This window comes from Paracoccus sp. SCSIO 75233 (assembly GCF_027912675.1).
Classification (GTDB): domain Bacteria; phylum Pseudomonadota; class Alphaproteobacteria; order Rhodobacterales; family Rhodobacteraceae; genus Paracoccus.
The window spans coordinates 1,555,044-1,580,301 of sequence record NZ_CP115757.1; the positions used below are offsets into that span (position 1 = coordinate 1,555,044).

The window sequence follows — 25,258 nt, forward strand, 5'->3', positions numbered from 1 at the left end:
CAATCATGCTGACCAATGCCGATATTTCCGAACTGACCGAACTGCGTCGCGAACTGCATCAAAGGCCCGAATTGTCGGGTCAGGAAACGAAGACCGCCGCGAAAATCGCCGCACTGATGGAAGACCTCGGCGCGGATGAGATCAGGACCGGGATCGGCGGCACCGGCGTCGTCGCGGGGTTTCGCGGCGAAACCTCCGGCCCGTCGGTGATGTTCCGGGCCGAGCTGGACGCGCTGCCGATTCTGGAGGCGGAAGGTCCGGCACATCGCTCCACCTCGGAAGGGGTAGCTCATCTTTGCGGGCATGAGGGGCATATGACCGGGCTGGTCGGTCTGGGCCGGCTGATCGCGCGGCAACGCCCCGCAAGCGGCACAATCTGGCTGCTGTTCCAACCCGCCGAGGAAAACGGCGCAGGTGCCGCCGCGATGCTGGCCGATCCGGCGCTGCCCGGCTTCGATTACGGCTTTGCGATCCATAATTTCCCCGGTCTCGCCCAAGGTCACGCGCTGATTGCGCCCGGTGCGATGAACTGCGCCTCGGTCGGGATGCGGGCGGTCTTGCAGGGTGCGACCTCACATGCCTCGGAACCCGAGAAGGCCCGCACGCCAAGCCCCGCCATCGCCGCCATCCTGCCCGCGCTGATGGCGCTGTCGCAGGGCACGCAGGTGCAGGAGGATTTCCGGCTGGTCACCATCACCCATCTCTCAATGGGCGAACCGGCATTCGGCATCACCCCCGGCAGCGCCGAAATCTGGGTCACGCTGCGCACCCGGACTGACGCAAGCATGGCCGCGCTGCGCGACGCGGCAACCGGCATCGTGACCGGCGCGGCAGAAGCGCATGGGTTGAGCGCCGGTTTCGACTGGCATGACGACTTCGCCGCCTCGATCAACGATCCAGAAGCCGCCGCGATCTTTGCCCGCGCAGCGGAGGCCGAGGGGTTTGCCGTTTCCGATCAAAGCCTGCCAATGCGCGCCTCCGAAGATTTCGGGCGCTTCGGCAGCGTCGCGAAGACCGCCATGATCCTGCTGGGCAGCGGCGAGGATCATCCGCCGCTTCATGCCGAAAATTACGACTACCCCGACGACCTCATCGCGCCCTCGGTGCGTCTTTTGCACCGGGTGGCGCGCGACCTCACCGGCTGAGCGCGTCGCGGAACATCAGATACGAGCCCTTGGGCGTGCGCTTCTGGGTCTCGTAATCCACATGCACGATCCCGAAGCGCGGCCCGTAGCCGAGCGCCCATTCGTAATTGTCCAGCAGCGACCACTGGAAGAAGCCCTTCACATCGACGCCGTCAGCCATCGCCCGCTGCGTGGCGGCAAGGTGATCGCGGATATAGCCCTGCCGCACATCGTCAGCCACGCCGCCATCAACCACCCGGTCATCCCAGGCCATTCCGCTTTCGGTGACATAGAGCTTCATGCCCTTGCCCTTGATCGCCTGCGCGGCGCGCATGATGAATTCGTACAACCCCTCCGCCCGCATCTCCCAGCCGATCTGGGTCTTGGGCAGCGGACCCGGCACCATCTCCGTCTGCGGCCACGCGCCGCCGATATGGCGATAATGGGCGCGTGTGTAATGGTTCACCCCCAACCAGTCGAGCGGCGTGGCGATGATGCCCATATCCTGCTCCCACCCAACGGGCAGATGCGGCGCGAAGCCTTCCAGAGCCTCGGCGGGATAGCCCTGCCCCATAGCCGCCTCAAGGAACCAGCGGTTATAGATCGCATCCTGCGTGGCGGCACCCTTGCGGTCGGCCTCGCTGTCGCTCGCCGGGGCTGCGGTCTCGAAATTCAGTACGAGGCCCAGATTGTCATGACCGTCGGCACGCATCGCCTGAATGGCCGTGCCGTGGGCCAGCAGCACATGATGCATCGCCCGCCCGGTGGCGCGGATGTCGCGCAGCCCCGGTGCATGCGCGCCCATGAAATGCGACAGATAGGCGATGCACCACGGCTCGTTCAGCGTCGCGGTCATCGCCACGCGGTCGCCGATCCGGGCCATCACGGCACGCGCATAATCGCTGAACCACAAGGCAATATCGCGATTGGTCCAGCCGCCTTGCGAGGCCAGCGGCGATGGCAGGTCCCAGTGATGCAGCGTAAGCACCGGCTTCAGGCCGCGTTCGACCATCCCGTCCACCAGCCGGTCATAGAAATCCAGCCCCTCCGGGTTCACCGTCTTGCCGTCCGGCATCACCCGCGACCAGCCGGTCGAAAAGCGATAGGCGTCGAAATTGCCGTCGCGGATCAGGTCCAGATCTTCCTGCCAGCGGTTATAGTGATCGCAGGCGACCGATCCGTCGCTGCCATCGGCGATATTGCCCGGCGTATTGGCAAATGTGTCCCAATGGCTGACGCCTGCGCCGCCGAACCGGCTGCCCTCGATCTGATAGGACGAGGTCGCCACGCCGAAAATGAAATCATCCGGGAAATCGCTTCGCTTAAACATGCTCACCTCCTACAGAATGGTTAACGCTTACGCGGCAGGGCAAAGAACGCAATCCCCGGATTGATCCCGACGCGCGCCCGCGCTAACCCAATGACCGACACGGAGGACGCCCGCATGACCCGCATCGACAAGACATTCGCCGCGCTGAAAGCCGCTGACCGCAAGGCTTTCGTCGCCTATATCATGGCCAGCGACCCGGATCGCGCGACCTCGGCGCAGATCCTCGCCGGTCTGCCGGGGGCGGGTGTGGATATTATCGAGCTTGGCCTGCCCTTCACCGATCCCATGGCCGATGGCCCGACGATCGAGGCGGCGGCACATCGCGCGCTCGATGCCGGGGGCAGCGTCACCGAAACGCTGGATATGGTGCGCGATTTCCGCAAATCCGACGATGAAACCCCGATTGTGCTGATGGGCTACTACAACCCGATCTATGCGCGGCAAGGCGGGGTCGAACAATTCCTGAAAGATGCCACTGACGCCGGCATTGACGGGCTGATCATCGTCGATCTGCCGCCGGAGGAGGATGCGGAGCTGTGCATTCCCGCGCAGAAGGCCGGGCTGAACTTCATCCGGCTGGCGACCCCGACGACGGACGATAAACGCCTGCCCGCCGTGGTCTCCAACACGTCCGGCTTCGTCTATTACGTCGCCGTGACCGGCACCACGGGCGGCGCGGCGGCCAAGGCCGAAGACGTCGCGCCAGAGGTCGCCCGCATCCGCGACGCCGCGGGCCTGCCGGTCGTTGTGGGGTTCGGCATCTCCACCCCCGAAGCGGCGGAGGACATCGCGCGCGTGGCGGACGGTGCCGTTGTGGGGTCCGCCATCGTCAAGAAGATCGGCGCAGGCGAGGCGGTCGCGGATGTGCTGGCCTTCGTCAAAACCCTCGCCGACGGCGCGCATCGGGGCTGAGAGGCAATGGCGGGGCTTGCCTTCGATCATCTCGTCATCGCCACCGAAGACCTCAGCGAGGGCGAGGCATTTCTGTCGGGCGTGCTGAAAACCGCCGCGCAAGGCGGCGGCAAGCATGGGTTCATGGGCACGCATAACCGTCTCTGGCGGCTTGGCGTGGATGAATATATCGAACTGATCGCCATCGATCCGGGGGCAGACGCGCCAGCCTATCCCCGCTGGTTCGGCCTCGACAGCTTCTCCGGCGCGCCCCGGCTGGTGGCGTGGGTTTGCAGCACCGAACGCCTGAATGCGCCGAAGGGCAGCACGATCATGGACGCCGCTAGGGGAGATCTGAGATGGCGGATCACCATCCCGGAGAGCGGCGTGTCAGAACGCGACGGCCTCTCGCCCTTGCTGATCGACTGGCAGGGCGGGCCGCATCCGGCGCGTTCGATGGAGGATCGGGGCGCGCGGCTGCTTGGGCTGGACCTGACCCATCCGCAGCCGCCGAAGCTGAACAACATGAACGATCCGCGCATCAAACTGACCAGGGGCGAGGCGCCCGGGCTGGTCGCCCATATCTCCACCCCGCAGGGCAAGGTCACGCTGTGATCCGCGACGCGCGCCCGGATGATGCCTCCGCCATCGGCGCGATCTGGAATCCGATCATTCGCGAAACGGCTATTTCCTTCTGGCCAACCGAACGCAGCGAGGCGGAGATCCGCAGCTACATCACCTCGCGCATATCTGGCGGTCATGGATGTTTCGTGTGGCAGGACGGCGACGAAATCCGCGCCTTCGCCAGCTACGGGCAGTTCCGGGATGGCGCGGGCTATGCGCATTCGATGGAACACACGATCCACCTCGCCCCTGCCGCCCGGGGCAGCGGCATCGCCGCGCCGCTTCTGCGGCATCTGGAGCAACATGCCAAAGCGCGCGGCGCAAGGCTGATGATCGGCGGCATCACCGGCAGCAATGCCCGCTCCATCGCCTTTCATGCCCGGCACGGCTATGTCGAACAGGGACGCATTCCCGCAGCGGGGTTCAAATTCGGCGCATGGCACGATCTGGTGTTCATGGTGAAGGATTTGCAGGCCGACCGGCCTGACGCCTGACGCCTGACGCCTGACGCCTGACGCCTGACGCCTGACACGGACAGCACTACCCGCCTTCGCGGTCAACCGTCCCTCAATGTCGGAAAATTCTAAGAAGAAACTGGAGCGGGCGATGAGATTCGAACTCACGACCCTAACCTTGGCAAGGTTATGCTCTACCCCTGAGCTACGCCCGCATCCGTTTCTGCCCAGCGGTCCATCGCCGCCGGTGAGGGGTGATTTAGGCGAGCCCGCCGGGTGGTGCAAGCGGAAAATCGGCAGTTCCGGAAAAAATTTCATCCGCGCCGCACCGCCGCCGACCGAACGAGTTTGGCTGGCGGCTGGACGCAGTTGACCGCACAGGCTAAGTCCTGTCACAGCAACACCCGCCAGGCGACAGGAGCCCCGCAAATGGCCAAACGCCCGATCTTTCAGGACGTGACCGAAGACACCACCCGACCCGCGCCCGCGACCGGCGGGATGATCGACGCCGCCCCCAAGGGCGCACGCCGCGCCATCAGGGCATGGCTGATCGTGCTGTTCATCCTCGTCGCCGCCATGATCGCGCTTGGCGGGGCGACGCGGCTGACCGGATCGGGACTGTCGATCACCGAATGGAAGCCGGTCACCGGCGCGCTGCCCCCGATGGATGAGGCCGCGTGGCAATCCGAATTCGACGCCTATCAGCAGATCCCCCAATTCGCCGAGGTGAACCCGGATATGGACCTCGCCGGGTTCAAGCGGATCTATTGGTGGGAATGGTCGCACCGGCAACTGGGCCGGATCATCGGGCTTGTCTGGGCCGTGGGTTTCCTGTGGTTTTTCCTGCGCAAACGCATCCCGACCGGCTGGACGCCGCGCCTGCTGGGCCTTGGTGTTCTGGGCGGTCTGCAAGGGGCAATCGGCTGGTGGATGGTCAATTCCGGCGTCGCCACCACAAGCCTGACCTCCGTCGCGAGCTACCGGCTGGCGATCCATCTTGGCCTCGCCTTCACCATATTGGGGCTGATCGCATGGTACGCCATGCAGCTTTCCCGGTCCGAGGCCGAGCTTCTGCGCGCCCGCCGTGCCGCCGAACCAAGGCTGTTTTCCATCTCCACCGGGCTGATGCATCTCGCCTTCCTGCAAATCCTCATCGGCGCACTCGTGGCCGGGATCGACGCGGGCCGGCAATATACCGGCTGGCCGACAATGGGCGGCGAGTGGATCCCGGCGGCGATCTGGCAGGCGGAGCTCGGCTGGCGGAATTTCTTTGAAAACCCGGCGCTGGTGCAGTTCATCCACCGGATGACCGGCTATCTGCTGGCGATCTTCGCCGTGGTGGTCTGGCGGAAATCGCGCCGCTCGCCGCATCAGGTCACACGCGGGGCCTTCACCGTCATGCTGGTGGCACTCGCCGTCCAGATCGGGCTGGGGATCATGAATGTCATCCATGCCTCGCCCCTGCCGCTGGCACTGGCCCATCAGATCGGGGCTGTCGCGCTGTTTGTGCTGATTATCCGCGCGCGCCACCACGCCCGTTACCCTTACGAAACCTCTCTTCGCGGAGCCCGGAAATGAGCGATTTCGACGCCCTCATGGAATTTCAGCGCACGACGGAGGCACTGTCATCGGTCGCGGAACGCCTCGGCTGGGATCAGGAAACCGTCATGCCGCGCGGCGCGACCGAGCAACGGGCGGAGGAAATCGCGGCGATGGAAGCCGTACTCCACGAACGCCGCACCGATCCGCGCATTGGCGAATGGCTCGACGGCGCGGAATCCGAAATCGAGGATGCCGAGGACGCAAGGATGCTGGAGCTGATCGGACGGGACTACCGCCGCCAGACCCGCATCCCGGCGCGGCTGGCGACGGAGCTGGCCCGGCTGACCTCGCTCTCGCAGGGTATCTGGGCGGAGGCGCGCAGCAGCGATGACGTTGCCAGCTTCCTGCCGACCCTCTCCGACATTCTGATGCTGAAACGGGAGGAGGCGGCGGCGCTGTCCGATGGCGGCAATGCCTATGACGCCCTGCTGGACGATTACGAACCGGGGGCGACGGCGGCCTCCATCTCCGATATCTTCGCGCAGCTTCGCCCGCGTCTGGTGCAGCTTCGTGACGATGTCATGGGGGCGGAAAACCAGCCCGCCCCGCTCGACGGGCAGTTCCCGGCGGAAACCCAGCTTCGCCTCGCCCGGCAATGCGCCACCTCCTTCGGCTATGACTGGTCACGCGGGCGGATGGATCTGGCGGTTCACCCGTTCAGCTCCGGCCGCTGGCAGGACAGCCGGATCACCACGCGGGTGGTTACGGCGGACCCGTTCAATTGCCTCTATTCCACGATCCACGAGGTCGGGCATTCGAATTACGAACTCGGCATCGACAGCGATTATGCCTTTACCGCGCTTGGCGGCGGCGTCTCGCTCGGCGTCCATGAATCGCAGTCGCGGATCGCGGAAAACCAGATCGGCCGCTCCGCCCCGTTCACCGAATGGCTGTTCGAACGGATGAGCGAGGCATTTGGCGGTCTCAACATCACCGACCCCCAAGATTTCTACGCCAGCGTGAACCGGGTGACGCCCGGATATATCCGCACCGAATCCGACGAGGTGCAGTATAACCTGCACATCATGATGCGCTTCGATCTGGAACGTGACCTGATCTCCGGCAAGCTCGACACGGACGATCTGGAAGAGGCGTGGAATGCCCGCTTCCTTAGGGATTTCGGCGTGGCGGTCGACAAACCCTCGAATGGCGTGCTTCAGGACGTGCATTGGGCGGTCGGGCTGTTCGGGTATTTCCCGACCTACGCGCTTGGCAATGTCTATGCGGGCTGCCTCAACAAGGCGATGCGCGCGGCCCTGCCCGATCTGGACGCCTCGCTCATTCAGGGCGACGCCACCCCAGCGGTCGAATGGCTGCGCGAGAACGTGCATCGCCACGGCAGCCTGATCCCGCCGGTGAAACTGATCGAGGAGGCCAGCGGGGCCGAAATCTCAGCCGAGCCGCTGCTGTCCTATCTGGAGGAGAAATTCGGCGCCATCTACGCGCTCTGATCCCCGGCCACCGCAATTACCGCCTGCACGGCGCGCTGCCACGCGGCATAGCGGGTCTGCCGGTCATCCGCGCCCATCTGCGGCTCGAACCGCCGGTCGAGCTTCCATGACGCGGCATATTCCTCCGGCCCCGGACAGATCCCGGCCTTGTAACCCGCCAGCCACGCGGCCCCTTGCGCCGTGGTTTCGGTGTTCTCGGGCCGGTCGACAGGCGCACCCAGAATATCAGCCAGAAACTGCATCGCAGGCTCGGACGCGGTCATGCCGCCATCGACCCGCAGCACCGCATCCCCGGCACCCGGCCAATCGGCCTGCATCGCCTGCCACAGATCGCGGGTCTGAAACCCGACCGACTGCAAGGCAGCGCGGGCGAACTCCGCCGGGCCGGTGTTGCGCGTCAGCCCGAACACCCCGCCGCGCGCCTCCGGGTTCCAATAGGGCGCACCCAGCCCGGTAAAGGCCGGCACCATGATGATGTCCTGCCCATCATCCGCACCCGCCGAAAGCGGCCCGGTCTCGCCCGCATCGCGGATGATCTTCAGCCCGTCCCGCAGCCACTGAACCACGGCCCCGGCAATGAAGATCGAGCCCTCAAGCGCATAGGTCGGCTTCCCCTCCAACTGATAAGCAATGGTGGTCAGCAGCCGGTTCCCCGAGCGCACGGCATCACCGCCGGTGTTCAGCAGCGCGAAACAGCCGGTCCCATAAGTCGACTTCATCATCCCCGGTGCAAAACAGGCCTGCCCGACCGTCGCCGCCTGCTGATCACCCGCAACGCCCAGGATCGGCACCTCGCGCCCGAACAGATCCGCCCGCGTCACGCCGAATTCCGCCGCCGAATCGCGCACCTCCGGCAGCAGCGCCATCGGCACACCGAACAGACGGCACATCTCCGCCGACCATTCCCCCTTGCGAATGTCATAGAGCATGGTCCGCGCCGCATTGGTGGCATCGGTCACATGGCTGCGCCCGCCGGTCAGCTTCCAGATCAGGAACGTGTCCACGGTCCCGAAGGCAAGCTCCCCCTTTTCGGCCCGCGCCCGCGCACCCTCGACCTGATCGAGGATCCAGCCGATCTTGGTCGCGCTGAAATACGGGTCCAGCAGCAGCCCTGTCGCATCGCTGACGGCCTCTTCCTGCCCGTCGGCTTTCATCCTGGCACAAATATCCGCGGTCCGGCGGTCCTGCCAGACAATCGCCCGGTGAATCGGCGTGCCGGTGCCGCGATCCCAGATCAGCGTGGTTTCCCGCTGATTGGTGATCCCGATCGCGTCGATCCGCGGCGCGCCCGCCTTTTCGATCGCACCACGCGCCGTCGCCGCCACGGTCGTCCAGATATCGTCCGGGTCATGCTCCACCCAGCCGGAACGGGGGAAATGCTGGCGGAATTCCTGTTGCGCCGTGGCAAGCGGACGCAGATCGTCCGAGAAAACGATGCCTCGGGACGAGGTGGTCCCCTGATCTATCGCGAGAATTGTCATATCTGGCCTCCCTGCCCCTGTCGTCGCGCGGGCGGGCGGCGCTGTCAATCCACGCGATGCCCGCCCCATTGCCCTTGCGCAAAGACCAGCGGACGGCCCTGCCCGGCCTCCACCCGCAGGACACGGCCCACCACCAGCGTATGATCGCCCGCATCATGCGCCGCCTCGCGCGCGCAGTCGAACCGGGTCAGCACATCGGGAATGGCCGGAACCCCCTCCGGCGTCGGCTGATGGGCGATCCCGGTGAAATCGACCCCGGTGCGGGCGAAATGATCGGCAATCGGCCGTTGCTCCTCACGCAGCACATGCACGCTGAAATGCGCCGCACGGGCAAACAGGTCATGGCGGTTGGAGAATTTTCCCGGCGACCACAGGATCAGCGGCGGCACCAGCGAGACCGAGGTGAAGCTGTTCACCGTCATTCCTGCCGCGCCGTCCGGCCCGGTGATCGTCACAATCGTCACCCCGGTGGCAAAGCTGCCCAGAGCATCCCGAAACGCGCGCGCATGTTCATGGTCGGGCGTGAAGACCGTCATGGAACCTCATGGCCGAGCGCCGCCTCGTAAAGCACGAACCAATCCTCGCGCGAGACATCCACGCGCAGCGCATCCGACAGCGTCGCGATGCGGGAGATCGTGTTCGTGCCCATCACCGGCAATATCCCCGCCGGATGCGCCAGCAGCCAGGCGACGGCAAGTGCTGCGATATCGCAGCCCTTCGCCGCCGCCATATTCCGCAGCGCCTCGATCAGGGCCGGCGAGACACCGGCGAACAACGCCCCGCCCGCCAGCGGCGACCATGCCATCGGCAACATGCCGTGACGCTGGACATAGGCCAGATCGCCATTCGTGAACGGCTGGGTCGCGGCCAGCGAAATCTCGATCTGATTGGTGCAAAGCCGGGTGTTCATGCAGGACTGCAACAGTTCCGCGTCATGCGGGCGGAAATTCGACACGCCGACCGCCCGGACCTTCCCGGCCTCGACCACGCTATCCAGCCCGCGCCCGGTATCGTCGGGGTCCATCATCGGATCGGGCCGGTGAATCAGCAGCAGGTCGATCCGGTCGGTGTTCATGTCGCGCAGGCTGGCATCGACCGCCGCAACGATATGCGCCGAGGAGGTGTCGTAGTGCTTCACCCGCGCACCTGCGTAACGCCCGACCGGCGCGACGATGCCGCATTTCGTCACGATCTCGACCTTGTCGCGCAGATGCGGGGCCTGTGCCAGCGCCGTGCCCAGCAGCGCCTCCGCCGTGTAGCCGCCGTAAATATCCGCCTGATCCAGCGTCGTGATGCCCTGTTCCAGACAGGCTTCGATCTTGGCCTGAATATGGGCCGGGCTGGTGTCGGAATCATCGGCAACGCGCCACATGCCGTAAGCAATGCGGCTGAGCGCCACATCACCTGCGATTTCAATGCGCTCCATCTCCATCGGCAGACCCTTTCGGTGACGTCTCAGCCTTATCATTTTCCTGCACACTCAGCCAACCGCCACGAGACATAATATTTCGTCCGCGGCCCGTTTCGGAGTGCGATATTCCGCCCAATATCAACCACGCAACGCAATGATGATCAACGCCAAACTGCCGGGAAAAACACGCGGTTCATTCCAGATGGTGAGGAAGCCCGTCTGTCCGGGAGTTGTTAAATCGCCATAAATACGGGCAAAATACTTATCGGGCAGCGCATGACCGGGCCGATCAGATCAGCCCGACATGCGCCGCAGATAGGTCCATGTCGGCACGCGGGAATTGCGCGCGACCGACCAGCTTTCGGCATCGCCCAGATAGGCAAAGCCGCAATTGGTCAGCACGCGGGCCGAGCCGGGATTGTCCTGAAACACTTCGGCAAAGATCGTGCGGGCCTCATGCGGGTTTTCCGCCACCAATGCCGAAACCGCCTCGCTCGCGAAGCCGGTGTTCCAGAACCCTGCCCCGACCCAGAACCCCAGCTCGGACTGCTGATCCTCCATCCGGGTCAGCGACACGATGCCCAGAACCTCGCCCAAGCCCCCGGCGGAACCGTCGATGGCCCAGACATCCTCGGTCCGTTCCGGGTCGATGGCGCGCGCGACGAAAGCCTCTGCGGCACCGGGCGGCAGCGGGTGCGGGATCGCGCGGGTTCCTTCCGCGACGCGGCGATCTGCGGTGTAATGGGCGATCAGCCCCGCATCCGAGCGGCGCAGAGGCCGCAGCACCAGACGTTCCGTCGAGATGACGGGCTGGTCCTTCACCATGACCGGAACGGCCTCAGCGAATGCGTTCATGATCTCTCCTCCCTCCGGGCATCTGGAGCGGCCCGAAACAATGCTCGAACAATGCCCCTGAAAAGCTAAGGGGGACCGGCTTCCGCCGATCCCCCTGATATGTTTGCCGGGTTGGTTCGGCTTATTCAGCGGCCTCGGCGTTGGCGGGCATTACCGAAATATATGTGCGACCCTTGAGGCCCTTTTTAAAGGTCACCTCACCCTCGGTCAGGGCAAAGATCGTGTGATCGCGGCCCATGCCGACATTGTCGCCCGGCCACCATTTGGTGCCGCGCTGGCGCACGATGATGTTGCCTGCGATGGCGGTCTGGCCGCCGTAAAGCTTCACGCCAAGGCGGCGACCGGCTGAGTCGCGACCGTTCCGGGACGAACCGCCTGCTTTTTTATGTGCCATGGTTTCAGTCCTTCTTGCCTGCGGCCAGTTCCTTGGCCTGCTTGATCCAGTCGTCGCGTTCGATGCGACCGTGGAACGACAACTGGTCGTCCATATATTCGATCTCTGCCTTCTTCCACTCCGCGATCTGATCGAAGTGGAAAACGCCGTTCTGGTGCAGCAGTTCTTCCAGTTTCGGACCGACGCCGGAGATCTTCTTCAGATCGTCCGGACCGCCTTCGCGGGCCTCGGTCAAAAGGTTCGCGGGGCGGGTGCCGACGGCTTTCGGCGCATCATCCGCCTTGGCCGCATCGCCAGCTTTTGCTGCCGCTTTCTTGGCTGCGGGCTTGGTCGCTTTCTTCGCCGGCTTGGCTTCCGCGACATAGGACGCACCGGCGGTACGGGCACCGATGGCTTCCTTGACGCCGGACTTGTCGCCGCCGTTTTCCAGCACCTCGGTCACGCGCAGCAGGGTCAGTTGCTGACGGTGGCCACGGGTCCGCTGCGAGCTGTGCTTGCGGCGGCGCTTGACATAGGTGATGACCTTGTCAGCCTTGATCTGGTCGATGACTTCGGCCTGAACGGCGGCGCCTTCGACGAGCGGCGAGCCGATGGTCGAGCCGACCATGAGAATTTCGTTGAACTGGACTTTTTCGCCGGCATCGGCAGCCAGTTTTTCCACGCGCAGCACATCGCCCGTCTGGACGCGGTACTGTTTGCCGCCCGTTTTGAGAACTGCGAACATCGCTTCGTCTTCCTTCGTATCCCGCATCCTGTGGCCCCAGCATTTGCTGGCGTTGCGAGGGCTTTGCCCTGCCTTCAGACAGCGCACCCGCGTATCGGGTGTTGGTTGAAAATATAAACGCCGGCAACGGGCGCGTGCCCGGCCGGTGTAGGGGATATGAAGGATTCGCGCTTCAAAGTCAAGCTGCATCGCCCGACGAACCCCGCGACGCGGCAAGGGGGTCCGGCGCGCCGGGATTACCCGAACCGGCCCCTGCACACCCCGTACACCGGGCGTACACAGGCTGTACACAGCCTGTACACCGAAAACCGCCCGGAACGGTGCGCCTGACAAATCGGCCCTTTCTGCCCGATGGTCTTTGCAAACGCATTTCGGAAGAATTTCTGATAACGCTAACCGTTCCCGGGCGCCTATGTCTTGAAACCATAGCGGCACCTGCTATCAGGGGTTCCAGATCGCATCAGAGGATGAATGTCATGGACCTGGAAGCCCGCCGCAATGCCGACCCGCAGCACTGGAACCTCGCCACCTCGATCCGGGTGCTGGCGATGGATGCCGTGCAGGCCGCCAATTCGGGCCACCCCGGCATGCCGATGGGCATGGCCGATGTCGCCACGGTGCTGTTCCGCAATCACCTGAAATTCGACGCCGCCGCCCCGAACTGGTTCGACCGCGACCGGTTCATCCTGTCGGCGGGTCACGGCTCGATGCTGATCTATGCGCTGCTCTATCTGACCGGCTACGAGGAAATGACGCTGGAGCAGATCAAGAATTTCCGCCAATGGGGCGCAATCACGGCAGGCCACCCGGAATATGGTCACGCGGAAGGGATCGAGACGACGACCGGCCCGTTGGGTCAGGGCATCGCCACCTCGGTCGGGTTCGCCATCGCCGAAGAGGCCATGCGGGCGGAGTTCGGTCAGGAGCTTTGCGATCACCGGACCTGGGTCATCGCGGGCGATGGCTGCCTGATGGAGGGCATCAGCCAGGAGGCGATCGGGCTGGCCGGCATGCAGCAGCTCGGCAAGCTGATCGTGCTGTGGGACAATAACGACATCACCATCGACGGCGCGGTCTCGCTGTCCGACAAGACCGATCAGCGCAAGCGGTTCGAGGCGTCGGGCTGGCGTGTCCTGTCCTGTAACGGCCATGACGCCGCCGATATCGACCGCGCGCTGACCGAGGCGAAGAACAGCGACGGGCGTCCGACGCTGGTCGATTGCAAGACCGTGATCGGCTTCGGCTCCGACAAGAAACAAGGCACGTCGGGCGTGCACGGCTCGCCGCTGGGTGACGAGGAAATCGCCGCGACCCGCCGCAATTACGGCTGGGATCATGCCGAGTTCATCATCCCTGACGAGATCCTGACCGAATGGCGCGACATCGGCGCACGCGGCAAGGCCGACCGCGAGGCATGGGCCGGTCGCGTCGACGCCCTGCCCGCTGATCAGCGTGACGAATTTGCCCGCCGCATCTCTGGCGAGGGCAATGGCAAGCTGGGTCCGGCGATTACCGCGCTGAAACAGCAGGCGCTTGAGGGCCAGCACAAGGTCGCCACCCGCAAAGCCTCGGAAATGGTGCTGGAAGTCATCAACCCGCATCTGCCGGAAATGTTCGGCGGCTCTGCCGACCTGACCGGATCGAACAACACCAAAACCCCGGATCTGGGGGTGTTCAACGTCCAGAACCGCGCCGGTCGCTATCTGCATTACGGCATTCGCGAACATGGCATGGCCGCGGCGATGAACGGCATGGTCCTGCATGGCGGCTTCCGCCCCTATGGCGGCACCTTCATGACCTTCACCGATTACGCCCGTGGCGCGATGCGGCTGTCGGCGCTGATGGGGGTCGGTACGATCTATGTCATGACCCATGATTCCATCGGTCTGGGCGAGGATGGCCCGACGCACCAGCCCGTCGAGCATCTGGCGATGTGCCGCGCGACGCCCAACACGCTGATGCTGCGGCCCTGTGACCTGATCGAGACCGCCGAGGCGTGGGAGATCGCCATTGACAGCGACGACGCACCGTCAGTCATGGCGCTGTCGCGTCAGGGCCTGCCGCTGCTGCGTCAGGATGCGGGCGAGAACCTGTCGGCCAAGGGCGCTTATGTGCTGCGCGAGGCGTCGGCTGCCCCGAAGGTGATCCTGATGGCCTCCGGCTCCGAAGTTGAAATCGCGGTCAAGGCGCAGGAGAAGCTGGAGGCGGACGGCACCCCGACCCGCGTCGTGTCCGTCCCCTGCATGGAGCTGTTCCGCGAACAGGATGCGGATTACCGCGCTTCTGTCCTGCCGGGTGACACGGTGCGCGTCGCCGTCGAAGCTGGCGTGCGTCAGGGCTGGGACTGGCTGCTGATGGGCGAGCGTGGCAGCGATGAGCGCGCGGCGTTTGTGGGTATGGAGGGCTTTGGCGCCTCCGCCCCGGCACCGAAGCTTTATGAGGAGTTCGGCATCACGGCGGAGAATGTCGTCGCGAAGGCCAAGGCTCTGTTGTAAGTGCGGGCCGGGTCAGGAAACCACTTCAATATTAGGTCACAGCGAATTGATTTCGCTGTGATTTTCTGATGTCGCTCCACCCGCTTCCGCGCGCATTCGCGCTGTTCGGGCGGGAGCGCGACGGCAAGCGCGTGGTGCGCGAAAGCGATCATACGCAGGGCATTCTGCTGCTTCTCGCTGCGGTCTTTGTGTTCACGCTCATGGATGTGACGGCCAAATATCTTGGCCAGTTCTACGCGCCCGCACAGGTGGTCTGGGCGCGGTTCATGGGCAATCTGGCGGTGCTGGTGCTGGTCTATCGCGGACGGTTCCTGCCCAGCCTGCGGTCCCGCCATCCGAAGCTGCAATTCTGGCGGGCGATGACGCAGCTTGCCTCGGTCTCGCTGTTCTTCACCTCGCTGCAATATATCGGCATCGCGGAGGCGACGGCGATCATGGACCTGAACCCGGTGCTGATCACGCTGGGGGGCGCGCTGTTTCTGGGTGAGAAGATCGGCTGGCGGCGGATCGCGGGGATTGTCGCGGCGATGATCGGGGCGATGATCATTATCCGGCCCGGGCTGGGGGTGTTCCACCCCGCAGCGCTGTTGCCGATGATCGGGGCGTTCACCTATGCCGCCGGGGCGCTGCTGACCCGGATGGTGCGGGGGGATTCGCTGGGCACATCGCTGATCTGGTCGGTCGTGATCGGTGCGATCATCAGCACGCTGGCGGTGCCGTTTTTCTGGCAGCCGATACAGGCGGCGCATCTTTGGGCGTTCCTGCTGATCGGCTGTTTCGGCGCGGCTTCGCAGGCGCTGCTGATCAGGGCGTTTTCGGTCGCGGAGGCCGGGGCGATTGCGCCGTTCGGTTATACCGGCGTGATCTGGGCCGGGATCTGGGGCTGGCTGTTCTGGGGCGTGCTGCCGGATCTGTGGACGGTGGTCGGGGCGGCGATCATTGTCAGCGCCGGCATCTATATCTGGTCGCGCGAGAAGAAGCTGGCGGAAGATGGCTGAGGCGCGGGAGGAACAGGTGAGCTGGCTCGACTGGTTCGCCAATGGCGCTTTCCTGGCCGTGATGGGGCTGGCACGGCTGCTGCCCTATCGGCGGCGGGTTCCTGTTGTGGGCTGGGTGTTTTCGCGGCTGCTTGGCCCGGTGGCGGGCTGGGCACGGCGGGCGCGGGAAAATCTTGAACTGGCGATGCCGGAGTTGTCGGCGGAGGCGCGGCGGCAGATCGCGTGCGATGTGCTGGACAATGCCGGGCGCTCGATGGCGGAGATCTATTCGGGGGCGCAGTTTACCGCGCGCGTCACCGCATCCGATCCGCTGACCGGGCCGGGGCTGGCGGCGCTGCGCGAGGCCGCTGAGGCGGAACGTCCGGTGATCCTCGCCTGTGCGCATTTCGGCAATTACGACGCGATGCGGGCGGCGCTGGCGGCACAGGGCTGGCCGGTCGGGGCGCTGTACCGGCCAATGAACAACGCGGCGTTCAATGCGCATTATATCCCCGCGATCCGGGCGATTGCGGAGCCGTTATTTCCGCGCGGGCGCTCTGGCTTCGCGGCGATGCTGAAATTTCTGCGCGGCGGCGGGATGCTGGCGCTTGGCTTCGATCAGTTCGTCCATGACGGGACGGAGTTGCAGTTCTTTGGCCTGCCGTCCCGCACCGTGCTGACCCCGGCGGAGCTGGCGTTGCGTTATGATGCGCTGCTGATCCCGATTGCGGGGGTTCGCCAGCCGGACGGGCTGAGCTTCGCGGTCGAGGTGGGCGCGCCGGTCGCGCACAGCGATGCGGCCACGATGATGCAGGCGCTCAATGACGATCTGGAGCGGCAGATCCGCACCAATCCGGGGCAATGGTTCTGGGTGCATCGCCGCTGGAAGAAGCGCGGCGGCTGAGGCCGGTCAGCGGATCAGTTCCATATCCTCCGGCCAGTTCAGTTCGGTCTGAAGCGTGATCTCCTGCCGGTCACCGGCGGCCAGCGGCAACTCCCACACCAGCACCCCGCGTTTGCCATCGGGATCGGTTTCGGTCGGCGGGACGGAGGCGGTCCAGTCAACGCGCAGATCCTCCTGCTCCGAGACCGGGATGCGGTCGATCATGCGCAGCGTGTAGTCGCGCCCGGTCAGGTTCTCCGCCGAGAGGATCGCGGTTTCGTTCAGCTCCGTCGAGCGGCGGATCAGCCCGCGATCGCCGGTTGCGCGGTCCGGCAGGCGGCGTTCCAGCACGATGCCGTCGATTGCGCCGAAGCCCAGCGTCATCTCGTCCCCGGCGGCAGTCAGATCGAGTTGCCTTTGCCCGATCATCGCGCCATCGGCATAAAGAACCGCCTCGCCCGGCAGGATAACTTCATCCAGCGTGTTCTGGCTTTCGACGACCAGATAGGCGGTGCTGTCATAAAGCGGCACGGCCTCGGCCACCATTGTCGACACCGGCAGGTCACGGCTGTCAAGCGACAGGCGCAGCGCATCCACCCCGTTGCGCAGATCGACCGGCGAGCCGTAGCGGTAAACCGCCGTGGCGCCCATGAAATCAACCTTGGCCATGGGTTCCACCACCACCGGGGCGGCTTCGAGCATCACGTCGGATTCGGCCATCGGCATGGCGGCGTCGGCGGCGAACTGTCCGCGCAGGCGGCGCTGCTGCGGATCGAGGGCGCGGATGATTTCGGAATGGACCTCGGACGGGACGGAACGCTGCGAGGGGCGCGCGGTCGACAGCGTCAGGGACACATCCGACCAATCCTCCCCGGTTGACTGGCTGACAAGAAGCCCGCGTTCCAGCGTCAGCGTCTCCGCCTCCTGATCCAGCCGCAGGTCATAGACCGGACGCCAGCTTGCGGCGTCGGCGTTGGACCGGATACGGATTTCCGCCGCGCCGCCCTGCCCTTCGACGGCAATCACCAGCGCCGCTTCGTCGCGCTGGCTTGGCTGTTGGAGTGCCGCCAGTTGGGCGCGGGCGTTGTCGAGACGGCGGACATCGTCTTCCCGCCCCTGTTCGGCTTCGAGCGCGCGGGTTTCGGCCTCGATCCCGGCCCGGCGGGCGGCGAGGATGCGGGTGCCGACGGTATCGGCCAGCTCCGCGACATTGCCCGACGCGGCACCCTCCGACCCGGCGAGATCGCGCAGGAATGCCACGAGGTCCTCGGACGCTGCCACCTCCGCCCGGATCGAGGCGATCCCCGCATCGCGGTCGCGCAAGACCCGTTCCAGCCGCTGCACCTCCTCCCGCGCGGCTTGTACCGCCGCCGGATCGGGCTGGCTGCTGGGTAGCGCGCGCCCGGTCTGAAGGCTGACCGCGCCGATCACCGCGCCCTCTGCCGCGATGCGCAGGCTGTCGGGGCTGGTATCGCGCGGCAGGCCGGTGATGACGATTTCATGCGAACCGACCGGCAATTCGGCCTTCACGATGCGGATGAGGCTGGCCCCTTGCGGGTAGAGCGTGACTTCGCGGACCGGGGCCTGCATTTCGAAAACCTCGGCAGAGGCCGGGGCGGCGGTCAGCAGGGCGACGGTGATGAGCAGATGGCGCATGAAAACACTCCGTTTTGTGGCAGAGTGGCCCGGACGCCACCCGGCGGCAAGCGGCGTGATATCACAGCCCGTCAACTCACCGTGTTCGGCGGCTGTCCCGCACCGCTATTCCGGCTTGTCCTTAGCGGGCGCATCTGCGGCATCGCCGCCGTCGGGCTGGCCGGAGCCGCCGTAATAGGCGCCTTTCGCATCCTTGTCGGGCTGTTTCGGGCCATCCTCGGCGTCGGCCTGTTCCGGCGCGTCGCTGGCATCCTTCGCCGCCACCTCGTCATCCGGCCTGTCCGCCGGGTCGCGGGTTTCGCCGCCGTTGCGCGAGCCGTTGCCCGCACCTTCACGCACCGCCTTCGCCTCCTCCCGCGCGAGTTCGCGTTCTTTCGCCACCTCTTCGGATTCGCGGCGGATTTGCTCGGCGATTTCAGGCGGGATCAGCGAGATGATGCGCATGCCCGGCCGTCCGGTCAGTTTTTCGTCGCGGCCAACGAAGCGGACCTCGTTTTCCTCCACAATCGCCAGCGGGATCGCGCCTTCGCGGGCGGCCTGCCAGTCCTCAAGCGTATATTCCTCGGTCAGGCGGGTGGTGCGGAAGATCCAGCCATCGGCCAGCAGTTCCAGATATTGCGCCAGCGTGCGTCCGCCATTGATCGCCTTGCCGCCCAACTGGCTGGGCAGGGAATGGCGCGCCCGGTCCTCCTTCGCGCGCGAGACCTGCCAGATCGCGTCGCGGCCGAATTCCGGCGCAAGGTCGGTGGCGACGAGGGTGTTATAGGCGTCGTTGTCGGAGGCGGCGAGAATGGTGGAATAGGTGATGAATTCGACCCCGTGTTCCGCCGCTTCCGACAGGATGTCGCCATAATAGGTCGGCACCTCCGCCTGCCGGGCGGAACGCAGCATGCCCCGGTTCGGATCGGTGACCAGCACGTTGACATCGGCCTTGATGAGCGCCGTTGCCAGCCCGGTCGAGAAGGCAGAGCCGCCGACGATGATGAGGCCCGGCGTTTCGCCCGAACTCAGCCCCAGCTTTTGCGCCAGCGGTTTCAGCCCGAAGCCGTGCAGGATCACCGTGGTCAGCACCAGCGCAAAGGCCAGCGGTTGCAGCACCGCGCCATCCGCCACGCCCTCGGCCACCAGCCGTTCGCCGAACAGCCCGGAAATGGCCAGCAGCACCACCCCGCGTGGCCCGGTAAAGGCCACCAGCAGGCGTTCTTTCCACGGGATCGGCGTGCCGGCGAGCGAGATCAGCACCGTTGCCGGACGGACCAGCAGAATGACCGAGAGGATGAACAGCACGGAGCGCCAGTTCAGCATCTCCAGCATCTCCAGATTGACCCCGGCGGCCAGCAGGATGAAGACGCCGGAGAGCAGCAGCGTGGTCGCCTGCTCCTTGAAGCGGTAGATTTCCGTGTAAGACGGCAGGTTTGCGTTGGCGATGATCAGCCCCATGACCGTCACCGCAAGCAGCCCGGATTCGTGCAGCCGCGCGTCCGACAGCGCGAACACCGCGATGACCACCACAAACAGCAGCGGCACCTTCATGTATTCCGGCACCAGCGAGCGGCGAAAGGCGCGCACGATACCAAGCGCCGCGCCAAATCCGACCAGCGCGGCAAAGGCAATGCCGGAGCCGAAGATCCAGATCGCCTCCCCTGCGCGCAGTTCCTGCTGACGGACCAGCACCACCTCGACCGCCAGAACCGCGACAAGTGCACCGACGGCGTCGTTGACGATCCCCTCCCACTGCAAAAGCTGGGCCGGGCGGTTGAAGAGTTTCGCGGTCCTGAGCAGCGGCGCGATCACGGTCGGGCCGGTGACGATCATGACGCCGCCGAAGACGATGGCCGCCTGCCAGCTCAGCCCGGCGATATAGGCGAGCGCGAGGGATGACAGGAACCAGCCAACCGGCGCGCCGATCACCACCAGCCGCCGCACGCCGGGGGCGGCATCGGCCAGTTGCTTGAAATTCAGCGTCAGCCCGCCCTCGAACAGGATCACCGCAACGGCGAGCGAGATCATCGGACCCACCAGATCCCCGATATCGCGCGACGGGATGAAAATCCCCGTCACCGGCCCGAGGATCAGCCCCGCTGCCAGCATCACCACGATGCCGGGCAGTCTGAACCGCCATGCGAGCCATTGCGCGCCCACGCCGACGACCCCGACCAGAGCGAATGCCTCGACCGGGTTCAACCCGCCAGCGCTTTCCGTTGCCATTATCTATCCCCCGAAGCGTTTGGTCAGAAACAGCCGGTGTGGCGATTCTGTTCCCCCATTGTCGCAAAACCGGGCGGGAATTGCGCTAATATTGACGAGTTGCCCGCATTGGTTTAGGGCAAACCCGTTCGCATACGGCGAACAGACGAGGGGCGTAGGACAGCGTCCCATTTTTTCATCTGTGCCACCGGCGCAGCAAATGGACGCATATGACCAAGTTTTCCGATCTCAAGCTCGATCCGAAAGTCCTCAAGGCAATTGCCGAGGCAGGCTACGAAACCCCCACGCCGATTCAGGAGGGCGCGATTCCGCCCGCGCTTGAAGGCCGCGACGTACTGGGCATCGCCCAGACCGGCACCGGCAAGACCGCCAGCTTCACGCTGCCAATGATCACCCGCCTGTCACGGGGCCGGGCACGGGCGCGGATGCCACGCTCGCTGGTGCTGTGCCCGACGCGGGAACTGGCCGCGCAGGTGGCGGAGAATTTCGACATCTATGCCAAACACACCCGTCTGACCAAGGCGCTGCTTATCGGCGGTGTCAGCTTTGTCGAACAGGACAAGCTGATCGACCGCGGCGTCGATGTGCTAATCGCGACGCCGGGCCGGCTCCTGGATCATTTCGAACGCGGCAAGCTGCTGCTGACCGGGGTCGAGGTGATGGTCGTGGACGAGGCCGACCGGATGCTGGATATGGGCTTCATCCCGGATATCGAGCGGATTTTCCAGCTTACCCCCTTCACCCGCCAGACGCTGTTCTTCAGCGCGACGATGGCCCCGGAGATCGAGCGGATCACGAATACCTTCCTGCACACGCCGGAACGGATCGAGGTCGCGCGTCAGGCCACCACCTCGGAAACCATCACCCAGAAGCTGGTGGAGATCACGCCCACGCGGAAGGACCAGACCGCCAAGCAGAAGCGCGAATTGCTGCGCGCCCTGATCGAGGCCGAGGGCGAAAAGCTGAAAAACGCCATCATCTTCTGCAACCGCAAGACCGAGGTCGATATTGTCGCCAAGTCGCTGAAGAAACACGGCTATGACGCGGCGCCGATCCACGGCGATCTGGATCAGTCGCAGCGGATGCGGACGCTGGACGGGTTCCGCGACGGCTCGCTGCGTTTCCTGATCGCGTCTGACGTAGCAGCGCGCGGGCTGGATATTCCCGATGTCAGCCATGTGTTCAACTTCGACCTGCCCTCTCATGCCGAGGATTACGTTCACCGCATCGGCCGCACCGGCCGCGCCGGGCGTCAGGGTACGGCCTATTCGATTGCGACCCCGGCGGATGAGAAATATCTCTCCGGGATCGAAAACCTCGTCAAACAGGCGCTGCCGCGCGCCGAGACGCCGGAAGGCTTCTCGCTGAGCGAAGCCGCGAAATCGTCCCCCCGTGAGGGCCGGGAGTCGCGAAATGGCTCGCGTTCGCGGTCCCGTTCCCGCCGGGATGACCGGGGCGAGGATCAGCGCCGCAGCAATGGTGCCGATGCCGCTCAGGACCGGGCGCAGGACGACCGGCAACGGGACGACTCGCGTCAGGACCGTCAGGAGCGTCAGGATGACCGCCGCGACCGCAACCGCGATGACCGGCGCGAGGATCGCCGGGGCGGACGCCGCGACGACCGTCGGCGCGGCGATCACGGCCCGTCGGTTGTCGGCATGGGCGATCATGTGCCGGAATTCCTGAAGCACAGCTTCGCTGACGCGCTCGCCGCGACCGAAGCCGCTGCGGAAGCGGCCTCTGACGCCGATACGCCTGCCCCCGAGACGCAGGAAGAGCAACCCAAGCCGAAGCGCAAACGGCGCAGCAGCAAGGCAAAGGACGCGGTCGCGGAGCAGGCACCCGATCAGGCCGCCGAAACACCCGCTGCCGCCCCCGAGGCTGCGCCGGAGACCCCGACAGAGCCTGCAACGGCTGAGGCGGATGCGGCGGAGGAAAAACCGAAACCCAAACGCCGCACCTCGACCCGCAGCCGCAAGAAGGCGGAGCCGGTGGCCGAGGACGCAGCACCGGACGCGGCGGACGTTCAGGCAGAGGAGCCGGCACCGGCCAAGCCGAAGCGCACACGCCGCACGACCAAGGCCAAGAAAGACGCCGAGGACGGGGCCAAACCGGCGGAGGCGACGCCGGACGATGCCGCCCCGGCGGAACCGTCCCCGACCGACGCCGCCAGCGAAGAAAAGCCGAAGCCCAAACGCCGCGCCTCGACCCGCAGCCGGAAGAAGCCGGTGACGGAAGATGCGGCGGAAGCTTCGCAGGCGGCTGATCCGGAAAGCAAGGAAGGCTGAGCAGGCGGCGATGAGCATCGCCAACGACACGCCGCGAACAGCAGGGCTGAGCCGCCGCATCGCCGGTTACCTGCCCGATCTCGCCCTTGGTGCCGCCGCCGCACTCGGTCAGGCACCCTGGGGCATCTGGCCGCTGACGGTAATCGCGCTTGGCCTCGTCATCTGGCGGTTTTCCCGTTTGCAGACTGCCGGTCGGATGTTCTGGTGCGCCTTCCTCGCCGGGACCGGATATTTCGCCGTGGCACTGAGCTGGATCGTGGAGCCGTTCCTTGTCCAGCCGGAGATTTACGGCTGGATGGCCCCTTTCGCATTGCTGCTGATGGCGCTTGGTGGCGGTTTGTTCTGGGGTCTGCCGGGCTGGTTCGTGGCCCGGATCAGCGGTGACAAATGGGGTCGCGCGGCGGGGCTCGCAGCTGCATTGGCCATGTCGGACTGGCTGCGCGGCTGGATCTTCACCGGGTTTCCCTGGACCGTTCTGGGCCATATCTGGATCGGCACGCCAGTGGCACAGGCGGCGAGCCTGATCGGCGCGGTCGGGCTGTCGGCGCTGACCGCGACACTGGCCGCCCTGCCCGTGCTGTTCTGGCGCGACGCCGAGCCGCCGATCCGCGCTGCGGCACCGGGGGTGATCCTGTCGCTGCTGCTGATCGCGGTGTTCTGGGCGGGCGGGCTGAAACGGCTCGACACGCCGATCAGCGATACCGGGCTGACACTGCGGCTGGTTCAGCCGAACGCGGAACAAGCGTTGAAATGGGATCCTGAATGGGCGCAGATTTTCTGGCAGCGCCTGCTCAACGAAAGCGCCGCGCCGCCCGACGGGCCTGCGCCCGATGCCGTGATCTGGCCGGAAACCGCTGTCAGCTTTCTGCTCAACTACGCCGGGGAGGCGCTTCCGGTGATCGCCAATGCCGCGGGCACGCCGGTTCTGATGGGCATCCAGCGGGCGGAGGAGCCGCGCTATTATAACTCGCTCATCGAACTCTCGCCGGAAGGTGAGGTCCGGCAGGTCTATGACAAGTACCACCTCGTCCCGTTCGGGGAATATATCCCCTGGGGCAACGCCCTGTCCCGGATCGGCATCAGCGCCTTCGCCGCGCAGCAGGGCTACGGCTACACGCCGGGGGACGGCCCCGCCGTTCTGGCGCCCGAGACGCTGCCGCCCTTCCAGCCCCTGATCTGCTACGAGGCGATCTTTCCCCAGCAGCTTCGCGCGACGGAGGGCGCAGAGTGGCTGTTGCAGATCACCAATGACGCGTGGTTCGGCACCGTCTCCGGCCCGTATCAGCATCTGGCGCAGGCGCGGCTGCGGGCCATCGAATCGGGCCTGCCGCTGATGCGGGCGGCCAATACCGGGATTACCGCCGCCATCGACCCGCTGGGCCGGGTGACCGCCAGCATTCCGCTGGGCGGAGAGGGTCATATCGACGCCGCCCTCCCCGCACCGCTGCCCCGTACCTTCTGGACGCGGACCGGGCCGTGGCCGGTACTGCTGGCGGCTGTCCTCGTTCTGTTCTGCGCGGCACTGCGCCGGACGCGTGCCTTGCCACGGTAAGATGCCTCCGGCGGGGATATTTCCGCCAGGCTGAAACTCACCCTGGTTCAAATATCCATAGGACAGCACAGGCTGCGGGACGTGCGGGCATGAAAAAACCGCGCCGGAGCGCGGTTCTGTCAAAGCGTCGGTGAAAGGCGATCTTACTTGATCTTGCCTTCCTTGTATTCGACATGCTTGCGAACAACCGGGTCGTATTTGTTGACCGTCATTTTTTCGGTCATCGTGCGGGCGTTTTTCTTGGTGACATAGAAATGCCCGGTCCCGGCCGTCGAGTTCAGACGGATCTTGATCGTCGTCGGCTTCGCCATTGTTGCTTCTCCTGCTGCGGCGGCGCCGGACGGCCACCGTGGAAATTCGTGAAGCCCGCTATTTAGCGCCCACAGCCGCCATGTCAACAGGAAAACACCGTGTTTCGGCGGTTCAGATTGAAAACACGCGGATGGCCTGTAAGCCGGATTCTGTCCGGGGTTGCCCCCTGGATGACCATTCCTCTGCGCGCCGCATCGCTGCGGGCGTCAAGCTGCCAACCCGGATCTTCTGGCGCAAGGCGGCGCTGCCGTTGCCGGCGCGAGATCCCTATTCGGCATTGCTCCCGGTGGGGCTTGCCATGCGGGGTCTGTTGCCAGCCCCCCGGTGAGCTCTTACCTCACCGTTTCACCCTTGCCTGTCCGCAGACCGGCGGTCTGTTCTCTGTGGCGCTTTCCCTGGGGTTGCCCCCGCCGGGCGTTACCCGGCACCGTTGCCTCATGGAGTCCGGACTTTCCTCGGAGGCGCGCCCCCGCGGTCATCCGGCCATCCGCGTGGAGGGGGATATGAGGGGTTTTGTGGGGTGGGTCAAGGTGGGTGGTGCGGTT

Annotated in this window: 21 protein-coding genes, 1 tRNA gene and 1 other RNA gene; 11 read left to right on the forward strand and 12 right to left on the reverse strand. The window is 65.3% G+C overall.

The genetic code is table 11. From position 1 onward, the window contains the following. Positions 1-5: 5 nt before the first annotated feature. Positions 6-1,145: an amidohydrolase gene (locus PAF12_RS07500; protein ID WP_271109545.1), complete on the forward strand. Its 1,140-nt coding sequence runs from the start codon at positions 6-8 to the stop codon at positions 1,143-1,145. Here PAF12_RS07500 and PAF12_RS07505 read toward each other — a convergent pair. Then, positions 1,135-2,454, reverse strand: coding sequence for a GH1 family beta-glucosidase (locus PAF12_RS07505; RefSeq protein WP_271109546.1), 1,320 nt, complete (start codon positions 2,452-2,454; stop codon positions 1,135-1,137). The genes PAF12_RS07500 and PAF12_RS07505 overlap by 11 nt on opposite strands. Positions 2,455-2,568: 114 nt before the next feature. Between PAF12_RS07505 and trpA the strand changes: the two genes are divergently transcribed. From trpA to PAF12_RS07520, 3 genes are read left to right on the forward strand one after another with little or no spacing between them, the layout of a single operon-like run. Then, on the forward strand, positions 2,569-3,366 hold the full coding sequence (gene trpA, locus PAF12_RS07510) for a tryptophan synthase subunit alpha (RefSeq protein ID WP_271109669.1): 798 nt from the start codon (positions 2,569-2,571) through the stop codon (positions 3,364-3,366). Positions 3,367-3,372: 6 nt separating this feature from the next. Continuing rightward, a complete protein-coding gene (locus PAF12_RS07515; RefSeq protein WP_271109547.1) occupies positions 3,373-3,960 on the forward strand; it encodes a VOC family protein in 588 nt (195 codons plus the stop codon). Continuing rightward, a complete protein-coding gene (locus PAF12_RS07520) occupies positions 3,957-4,463 on the forward strand; it encodes a GNAT family N-acetyltransferase (protein WP_271109548.1) in 507 nt (168 codons plus the stop codon). The genes PAF12_RS07515 and PAF12_RS07520 overlap by 4 nt, the downstream gene beginning before the upstream one ends. Positions 4,464-4,564: 101 nt before the next feature. Here the strand turns inward: PAF12_RS07520 and PAF12_RS07525 are convergent. Further along, positions 4,565-4,639, reverse strand: a tRNA-Gly gene (locus tag PAF12_RS07525). A gap of 214 nt (positions 4,640-4,853) precedes the next feature. Here PAF12_RS07525 and ctaA point away from each other — a divergent pair. Next, positions 4,854-6,002 carry a heme A synthase gene (gene ctaA, locus PAF12_RS07530; RefSeq protein ID WP_271109549.1) on the forward strand — a complete coding sequence of 383 codons (1,149 nt, stop codon included), beginning with the start codon at positions 4,854-4,856 and terminating at the stop codon, positions 6,000-6,002. Next, the gene (locus PAF12_RS07535; protein ID WP_271109550.1) at positions 5,999-7,477 is read left to right on the forward strand and encodes a carboxypeptidase M32; all 1,479 of its coding nucleotides are present in this window, start codon (positions 5,999-6,001) and stop codon (positions 7,475-7,477) included. Before ctaA ends, PAF12_RS07535 begins: the two co-directional genes overlap by 4 nt. On the opposite strand, the gene glpK is transcribed toward PAF12_RS07535, so the two are convergent. From glpK to PAF12_RS07565, 6 genes are all read right to left on the reverse strand, one after another. Beyond that, positions 7,465-8,958 carry a glycerol kinase GlpK gene (glpK, locus tag PAF12_RS07540; RefSeq protein ID WP_271109551.1) on the reverse strand — a complete coding sequence of 498 codons (1,494 nt, stop codon included), beginning with the start codon at positions 8,956-8,958 and terminating at the stop codon, positions 7,465-7,467. The genes PAF12_RS07535 and glpK overlap by 13 nt on opposite strands. Before the next feature lie 44 nt (positions 8,959-9,002). Next, a complete protein-coding gene (locus PAF12_RS07545; RefSeq protein ID WP_271109552.1) occupies positions 9,003-9,494 on the reverse strand; it encodes a flavin reductase family protein in 492 nt (163 codons plus the stop codon). After that, positions 9,491-10,384 carry an aldo/keto reductase family oxidoreductase gene (locus PAF12_RS07550; RefSeq protein ID WP_271109553.1) on the reverse strand — a complete coding sequence of 298 codons (894 nt, stop codon included), beginning with the start codon at positions 10,382-10,384 and terminating at the stop codon, positions 9,491-9,493. Before PAF12_RS07550 ends, PAF12_RS07545 begins: the two co-directional genes overlap by 4 nt. A gap of 279 nt (positions 10,385-10,663) precedes the next feature. Further along, entirely contained in the window at positions 10,664-11,194 is a 531-nt protein-coding gene (locus PAF12_RS07555; protein WP_271109670.1) for a GNAT family N-acetyltransferase, read from the reverse strand. 151 nt (positions 11,195-11,345) lie between these two features. Then, a complete protein-coding gene (gene rpmA, locus PAF12_RS07560; protein WP_271109554.1) occupies positions 11,346-11,618 on the reverse strand; it encodes a 50S ribosomal protein L27 in 273 nt (90 codons plus the stop codon). Positions 11,619-11,622: 4 nt separating this feature from the next. Next, positions 11,623-12,342, reverse strand: a complete 720-nt coding sequence (locus PAF12_RS07565; RefSeq protein ID WP_271109555.1) for a 50S ribosomal protein L21 — start codon at positions 12,340-12,342, stop codon at positions 11,623-11,625. 476 nt (positions 12,343-12,818) lie between these two features. On the opposite strand from PAF12_RS07565, the gene tkt reads away from it, so the two are divergent. From tkt to PAF12_RS07580, 3 genes are all read left to right on the forward strand, one after another. Then, the gene (gene tkt / locus PAF12_RS07570; protein ID WP_271109556.1) at positions 12,819-14,837 is read left to right on the forward strand and encodes a transketolase; all 2,019 of its coding nucleotides are present in this window, start codon (positions 12,819-12,821) and stop codon (positions 14,835-14,837) included. A gap of 68 nt (positions 14,838-14,905) precedes the next feature. Next, on the forward strand, positions 14,906-15,835 hold the full coding sequence (locus tag PAF12_RS07575) for a DMT family transporter (RefSeq protein ID WP_271109557.1): 930 nt from the start codon (positions 14,906-14,908) through the stop codon (positions 15,833-15,835). Then, complete coding sequence (locus PAF12_RS07580) at positions 15,828-16,718, forward strand: lysophospholipid acyltransferase family protein (protein WP_271109558.1); 891 nt, start codon at positions 15,828-15,830, stop codon at positions 16,716-16,718. Before PAF12_RS07575 ends, PAF12_RS07580 begins: the two co-directional genes overlap by 8 nt. Before the next feature lie 6 nt (positions 16,719-16,724). On the opposite strand, the gene PAF12_RS07585 is transcribed toward PAF12_RS07580, so the two are convergent. Both PAF12_RS07585 and PAF12_RS07590 read right to left on the reverse strand, forming a co-directional pair. Continuing rightward, positions 16,725-18,353 carry a DUF4139 domain-containing protein gene (locus PAF12_RS07585; RefSeq protein ID WP_271109559.1) on the reverse strand — a complete coding sequence of 543 codons (1,629 nt, stop codon included), beginning with the start codon at positions 18,351-18,353 and terminating at the stop codon, positions 16,725-16,727. A 105-nt stretch (positions 18,354-18,458) separates the two neighbouring features. Further along, on the reverse strand, positions 18,459-20,561 hold the full coding sequence (locus PAF12_RS07590) for a cation:proton antiporter (protein WP_271109560.1): 2,103 nt from the start codon (positions 20,559-20,561) through the stop codon (positions 18,459-18,461). Positions 20,562-20,770: 209 nt separating this feature from the next. Here PAF12_RS07590 and PAF12_RS07595 point away from each other — a divergent pair, with 209 nt between their 5' ends. Both PAF12_RS07595 and lnt read left to right on the forward strand, forming a co-directional pair. Beyond that, positions 20,771-22,849, forward strand: a complete 2,079-nt coding sequence (locus tag PAF12_RS07595) for a DEAD/DEAH box helicase (RefSeq protein WP_271109561.1) — start codon at positions 20,771-20,773, stop codon at positions 22,847-22,849. 10 nt (positions 22,850-22,859) lie between these two features. Next, complete coding sequence (gene lnt / locus PAF12_RS07600; protein ID WP_271109562.1) at positions 22,860-24,401, forward strand: apolipoprotein N-acyltransferase; 1,542 nt, start codon at positions 22,860-22,862, stop codon at positions 24,399-24,401. Between the two features lie 143 nt (positions 24,402-24,544). Here lnt and rpmG read toward each other — a convergent pair whose 3' ends face one another. Further along, complete coding sequence (rpmG, locus tag PAF12_RS07605; RefSeq protein ID WP_011750518.1) at positions 24,545-24,712, reverse strand: 50S ribosomal protein L33; 168 nt, start codon at positions 24,710-24,712, stop codon at positions 24,545-24,547. Positions 24,713-24,835: 123 nt separating this feature from the next. Then, positions 24,836-25,204, reverse strand: an RNA gene (gene rnpB / locus PAF12_RS07610) — RNase P RNA component class A. Between the last annotated feature and the right edge of the window lie 54 nt (positions 25,205-25,258).